Here is a 3,806-nt window from a genome sequence, read left to right as displayed (position 1 = left end):
GCGGTCAGCGCCGAAGGGGAAGACCTGGTTGACCCAACCGAGGGGGGAGATCCAGCGCAGTGATCGGCCGGCGTCGCTCGTCGCCGTGTCGCCGACGGCCCGCAGGACGAAGAGCACGCCCAGGGTGCCGAGGGCCCAGCCGGCCGCGCCGCGGGCGCTACTGGTCAGCTGGCAGGCCACGGCCGTGACGCCGGTCATGACCAGGCCGGTGATCGCCCAGGCGGCGCCGAAGCCCAAGGACCCGGTTGCCGGGAAACCGAGTCCGATCATCCCCGCCGCGGACAGGCCACCGACGAGGAGCGTGGTCGCGACGGCGAGCAGCACAGCCGCGGTGAGCGGGGCCTGCCGGCCGACAACGCCGGCGCCGATGAGCTCGAGGCGTCCCTCCTCCTCCTCGACCCGGGTGTGGCGACGGACGATGGTGAAGGCGAGCAGGCCGACGAAGACGGATCCCATGAGCAGAGTCTTGAAGATGGACAGTCCCTGGAGACTGGTCGTCGTCGCCGGGCCGTAGAGGGTGAGGGTCGAGGGGGAGTTCAGAACGCTGCCGAGGTCCTTCATCGCGCTGGCAGCATCGGAGTAGAGCGCGACCGTCGCCTTGGCCGAACCGACCGAGTAGGCGGTGAGGGCCAGCGCCGACAGGGGGATGAGGACCCGGTCCCGTCGCAGGGCGAGGGCGAGCAACGGGCCGGTGCCCGACACGGCGCTCATCGGGTCGGCGCCCCACTCTCGTAGCGGGCGAGGAAGAGTTCTTCCAGTGTGGGCGGCGTCGCGGTGAGGGAGGCCAGCCCCGGTCGCGCGGCGACCCAGCCGGCGACCTCGCTCGGTTCCAGGTCGGCGGTTTCGGTGTGCCCGTCGGGATAGGTCGCGACGACGTGCGTGTGGCCCAGGTGTCGCAGAGCGGTGAGCGATCCGGAGTCGACGATCGTGCCGGCCCGCACAATGCTGACGACCGAGCAGGCCTTCTCGACTTCGCTGAGGATGTGGCTGGAGAGCAGCACCGTGCGCCCCTCGTCACGCACGCGCACGATCTCCTCCTGGAAGACGCGCTCCATGAGTGGGTCGAGGCCGGAGGTCGGCTCGTCGAGGAGCAGCAGGGGGGCGTCCGAGGCGAGCGCCGCGACGAGGGCGACCTTCTGCCGGTTGCCCTTGGAGTAGGACCGGCCCTTCTTCGTCGGGTCGAGGTCGAAGCGCTCGAGCAGGTCGGCGCGACGCCCTGGGTCATGGCGGCCATGCAGTCGGGTGAGCAGGTCGATCGCCTCACCGCCGGTGAGGTTCGGCCACAGCGTGACGTCGCCGGGCACGTAGGCGAGTTGGCGGTGCAGGTCGACGGCGTCGCGCCACGGGTCCTGCCCGAAGAGGCGCGCTCGGCCGCCGGTCGCCCGCAGCAGGCCGAGGAGGATGCGGATCGTCGTCGACTTGCCGGCGCCGTTGGGGCCGAGGAAGCCGTGGACGGTGCCCTCCTCGACGGTGAGGTCGAGACCGTCGAGGGCGACGGTGGTGCCGAAGTGCTTGGTGAGACCCCGGGTCTGGATGACTGCAGTCATGCTCCGGAGACTACGCCGGTTTTCAGGAAATCATGAATGTTGTAGATTTTCCGGTATGCCGTCCGCCCCCCGCCCACAGCCCCCCCGGGCGACCGCGGGGCGAGAGGCCGGCCGAGAGGCCGTCGAGCACCTGGCGTCGGCCCTGTCCGAAGCGGGACTGCCCCCCCTTCCCGCGCGCGTCTGGGCCGCCCTGCTCTCAGACAGTGACGGCCGGATGACGGCCGTCGAGCTGACCGAGGCACTGCAGGTGAGTGCGGCCGGAGTGTCGGGAGCGGTGAAGTACCTGGTCCAGGTCGGCTGGGTGCGCCGCGAGCGGGAGCCCGGGGGTCGCAAGGACGTCTATGTCGCCATGGACGATGTGTGGCACAGCCTCCTGCTGCGATCGGACCAGGTCTACGGCCCGATCATCCGGGCGCTCGACGAGGGCGTCACGGCCGCACCCGACGCACAGGCACGCGAACGGCTGGCCGAGTCGCGCGAGTTCCTCGTCTTCGTCGGTGAGGAAATGGCCGGGATGGCGCGGCGTTGGGAGGCGCGCAAGCGTGAGCGAGCCCCGCGGCATACCGAAGGCGGCCGGAGGAGCCGCTGAGTCGGCGTACGCTTGTCGGGCGATGACTGACGACGACTTCTGCGCGGCCCTGACCGCGACCATCTCCTCGTCGGCCCCCGAGTTGCACGCCTTCCGCCGCGACCTGCACGCCCACCCGGAACTCTCCCGGCAGGAGACGCGCACGACGAAGCGGATCATCGAGCGACTCTCCGGGGCCGGGCTTGCCGTGCGACCGTTCCCGGGGACCGGGCTGGTGGTCGACATCGGTCCGGAGCAGGCGAGTTATCGCGTCGCCCTGCGCGCTGACATCGACGCGCTGCCGGTCCGGGAGCGCACCGGCCTCGACTTCGCGTCGACGAACCCGGGTGTCTGTCACGCCTGCGGCCACGACGTCCACACGGCGGCGCTGCTCGGTGCCGTGCTCGCCCTGGCCACCCACGAGGACGAACTGCGCGAGCGCGGGATCGCCGTGCGGGCGATCTTCCAAGCAGCCGAGGAGATCATCCCCGGCGGCGCCCACGACGCCATCGCCCACCGGGCCATGGAGGGCGTCGACTCGGTCTTCGCCCTGCACTGCGACCCGAGCCTGGACGTCGGCCAGGTCGGTCTGCGAGAGGGACCCCTGACCGCTGCCTGTGACCACGTGCGCGTGCTCCTCCACGGCCGTGGCGGCCACACCTCGCGTCCGCAACTCACCGAGGACCTCATCTTCGCGCTCGGCAAGGTCGTCACCGACGTCCCTGCCGCGCTCGGCCGCCGCCTCGACCCCCGGGCCGGCGCGGCGCTCGTCTGGGGCACGGTCCAGGCCGGCAAGGCGAGCAATGTGATCCCGAGTTCGGGGGAGTGCAGCGGCACCTTGCGCATGCTGGACGCCAATGCCTGGCTCTCGGTCGGGCCGCTCCTCGAGGAGATCGTCCAGGCCGTCGTCGCGCCCTACGGTGTCGAGGCCAAGCTGGAGCGCGTCAAGGGCGTCCCGCCGGTCGTCAACCAGGTCGATGCCGTCGAAGCGCTGCGCCTGGCCACCCGCGCGGCCGGCATGCAGGCCGCCCCGACCATGCAGTCGCTGGGCGGGGAGGACTTCTCCTGGTACCTCGCGCACGCCCCCGGCGCGATGGCGCGTCTCGGCACGCGCACGCCCGGCCGCCCGACCTATGACCTGCACCAGGGCGACCTCGTCGTCGACGAGGACGCCGTGCTCGGGGGGGCGCGCCTGCTGGCCCTGTCGGCCGTGGTCACCCGCGTGAAGGCGTCGGCGTGAGCGCTCCTGACATCGACTGGGACGCCCTGCATGCGAGGGCGGTCGAGATGACGACTCACTCCTATGCGCCCTACTCGGGTTATCGCGTGGGGGTCGCCGGGCTGGTCGACGACGGCCGGATCGTGGCCGGTTGCAATGTCGAGAACGCGGGTTACGGCGTCACCCTGTGTGCCGAGTGCGGCATGGTTTCCGAGCTTCACGCCACCGGCGGTGGGCGCCTCGTCGCGGCATACTGCGTCGACGGTCGCGGTGAGCCGCTCATGCCGTGCGGCCGGTGTCGTCAACTGCTGTGGGAGAACGGCGGCGCCGACTGCCTGCTGATGACGCCAGAGGGTGTCCTGCCCATGAGCGAGGTCCTGCCGCAGGCCTTTGGGCCGGAGAATCTCGCCCAGCGCTGACGGCCAACGGGTCGCCGCCGTGCCCATCCCCGTCGAGAGGGAGCAAATCGCGG

Annotated in this window: 4 protein-coding genes and 1 pseudogene; 3 read left to right on the top strand and 2 right to left on the bottom strand. The window is 71.4% G+C overall.

Annotated features, from left to right (window positions below):
• A pseudogene (locus BN10_RS15010) lies at nt 1–711 on the bottom strand (ABC transporter permease); the annotation flags it as partial.
• Nucleotides 708–1,547, bottom strand: a complete 840-nt coding sequence (locus tag BN10_RS15005; RefSeq protein WP_010852092.1) for an ABC transporter ATP-binding protein — start codon at nt 1,545–1,547, stop codon at nt 708–710. The pseudogene BN10_RS15010 and the gene BN10_RS15005, both read right to left, overlap by 4 nt.
• Nucleotides 1,548–1,602: 55 nt before the next feature.
• On the opposite strand from BN10_RS15005, the gene BN10_RS15000 reads away from it, so the two are divergent.
• The 3 genes from BN10_RS15000 to BN10_RS14990 are packed head-to-tail and all read left to right on the top strand — an operon-like array spanning nt 1,603 to nt 3,753.
• The gene (locus BN10_RS15000) at nt 1,603–2,136 is read left to right on the top strand and encodes a GbsR/MarR family transcriptional regulator (RefSeq protein ID WP_010852091.1); all 534 of its coding nucleotides are present in this window, start codon (nt 1,603–1,605) and stop codon (nt 2,134–2,136) included.
• Nucleotides 2,137–2,158: 22 nt separating this feature from the next.
• Nucleotides 2,159–3,355 carry an amidohydrolase gene (locus BN10_RS14995; protein WP_040752050.1) on the top strand — a complete coding sequence of 399 codons (1,197 nt, stop codon included), beginning with the start codon at nt 2,159–2,161 and terminating at the stop codon, nt 3,353–3,355.
• Nucleotides 3,352–3,753, top strand: a complete 402-nt coding sequence (locus BN10_RS14990; protein WP_010852089.1) for a cytidine deaminase — start codon at nt 3,352–3,354, stop codon at nt 3,751–3,753. Before BN10_RS14995 ends, BN10_RS14990 begins: the two co-directional genes overlap by 4 nt.
• Nucleotides 3,754–3,806 lie beyond the last annotated feature (53 nt).

The organism is Phycicoccus elongatus Lp2 (genome assembly GCF_000367525.1).
Lineage (GTDB): Bacteria > Actinomycetota > Actinomycetes > Actinomycetales > Dermatophilaceae > Phycicoccus_A > Phycicoccus_A elongatus.
The sequence above is the reverse complement of the archived record's forward strand: the minus strand, read 5'-3'. Positions and strand labels throughout refer to the sequence as shown.

Coding starts and splice junctions, on each gene's coding strand:
- BN10_RS15005 (WP_010852092.1), bottom strand. CDS start 1,547: ATGACTGCAGTCATCCAGACCCGGGGTCTCACCAAGCACTTCGGCACC.
- BN10_RS15000 (WP_010852091.1), top strand. CDS start 1,603: ATGCCGTCCGCCCCCCGCCCACAGCCCCCCCGGGCGACCGCGGGGCGA.
- BN10_RS14995 (WP_040752050.1), top strand. CDS start 2,159: ATGACTGACGACGACTTCTGCGCGGCCCTGACCGCGACCATCTCCTCG.